The organism is Pseudoalteromonas sp. SG41-5 (genome assembly GCF_014164495.1).
Taxonomy (GTDB): Bacteria; Pseudomonadota; Gammaproteobacteria; order Enterobacterales; family Alteromonadaceae; genus Pseudoalteromonas; species Pseudoalteromonas rhizosphaerae.
The window spans coordinates 1-403 of the sequence record NZ_JACJFH010000295.1 but is presented as its reverse complement, the minus strand read 5'-3'; the positions used below and the strand labels follow the sequence as shown (position 1 = coordinate 403).

General features: G+C 44.9%; 1 protein-coding gene. It reads right to left on the bottom strand.

All coding sequences use genetic code 11. The features are described from left to right. Positions 1–403: reverse transcriptase domain-containing protein (locus H5232_RS23695; protein ID WP_259400202.1), on the bottom strand; the 403-nt coding region annotated here is incomplete at both ends.

Here is a 403-nt window from a genome sequence, read left to right as displayed (position 1 = left end):
TGAGGGACTCCTTTGGTTGACTCAAACCACAGACCTGTTTCGCACTCTGCTACTCCCGCTCGTAGGTATTTACCGAGTAGGCGCATGAGTGCTTTGTCTTTGATTTTACGACCAACACGATTCATCAGCATGTCATGGTTTACTTCATCAAAGAACTTAGACAAGTCGATATCAACCGCTGTTTTATAACCTTGTTTAACACAAGATTGAACATGGTTCACTGCTTGACTGGCTCTTTTATGAGGACGATAACCATAACTATGTGGTGAAAATTGAGTCTCAAAGTAAGGGCTGATCACTTGAGCAATGGCTTGTTGGATCACTCTGTCGATAACAGAAGGGATCCCAAGCATTCGCTCACCGCCATCGGGTTTGGGTATCATCACGCGTTTGACTGGCAAGG